Below are 1,295 nucleotides of genomic sequence, written 5' to 3' on the forward strand. Positions count from 1 at the left end.
GTTGCCCGAGCTAAAGACAAGTGCCAATTGGATGGGTACTTGCTGGTAAATATCGGACGGTCATCGGTATGCCCGGTAATTATGATCTTCCCTTGTGTCGCTTCTAAGGTACGTGCAACTTTAGAAATAACTGGCTGTATGTAAGCCACAACGCTCGCACTACCAGATTCAAATAGGTCTTGAGCTTTAAGAGAAATACGAACTCTATCTTGCAACGCTTCCACAGTGACAAGATCCTTGCCAATCTCCGTTGCCAAATAGATAGATATTCTTTCGGCAATAGGTGCTGACTTTGACTCAACCATAGGATTACTAACTGCTGGGGTTGGTTGAATCAGGTTTACCAATTGAGCAAAAGTTTGGTTGGAAGCTTTGTTCAACTCGTAACTGAAGTACATAAAAATACAAACAAGCAGTGCGGAAGTTACCGAACAAACCACCCACAGAGGAGCACGTTCCGAAACCTGAGCACCTGCCAATATATGTTGTTCTACTTTGTTACTAAGCTCTTGCTGTACTCCGCGACCATGTGACTTAAGCACTGATACAACTTGTTTTCTCAATCTACGGTGAGCTTCAAGCCCATTTTTTTCTAAACGATACTGGCCTATAAAACCCAAAGATAAGCATACGTACATTAGCTCTAGTAAATCTAAGTGGGATTCCGGATGAGCCAGACAGCTGTCTAGATGCTTAAAAAAAGCCTCTCCACCTTGGCTGCTCGCGTAAAAAGAACTCAACAGAGAATCATGTGTCCAAAACGATTGACTCCCCCAATTGGTATTCAATACTGCTTCGTCTAAAGAACAACACAGACAATAACGTGCGGTATCAATGGTTTCCAAGTCAACATCATGTTGACGTAGACGATTCTCATAATCCCTAAGCTTTTGCGCGAGCGTTTCTTTAAGAAATAAAGGATCGGAATGAGTAGCTGTTGCTCTGATTTGTCCAATAATCGAAAGTAGACCATTAGCTTCTGCCAATAATGGATTATCTCCATAAGCAACAACTGAATCGTTGTTAACCAACTCAGGGCTTTTGGATATCACAACAGTACTGTCTGCTGATCTTTGAGGCTGAGCTTTAGATACAGCCGCTCTTCCGCCAGGAGTAGGTTTTACTATCGTCTGTTCCATACTTACCACTTTTATTGATTAATGCTCCAAAGCTCTATGTCCGGATTTGGGAAATGACCAGATAAATGCAGTGCAATACCACCGCTGTCTTTAAGTCGCATCCAGAATGGCCCCTTCTTAACGACCTCAAAATAAACATACCCGGTTTGATATGGA

General features: G+C 42.5%; 2 protein-coding genes. Both read right to left on the bottom strand.

Going from position 1 to position 1,295, the window contains the following annotated elements; genetic code table 11:
- Positions 1-1,139 (bottom strand): type IVB secretion system protein IcmH/DotU (icmH, locus tag R8N28_RS25210; protein ID WP_318183660.1); only part of this gene is annotated, 1,139 nt, incomplete at its 3' end.
- Positions 1,140-1,150: 11 nt separating this feature from the next.
- Positions 1,151-1,295: type VI secretion system baseplate subunit TssK (gene tssK, locus R8N28_RS25215; RefSeq protein WP_318183661.1), on the bottom strand; the 145-nt coding region annotated here is incomplete at its 5' end.

The sequence above is a fragment of the Vibrio sp. Vb1554 genome (genome assembly GCF_033344235.1).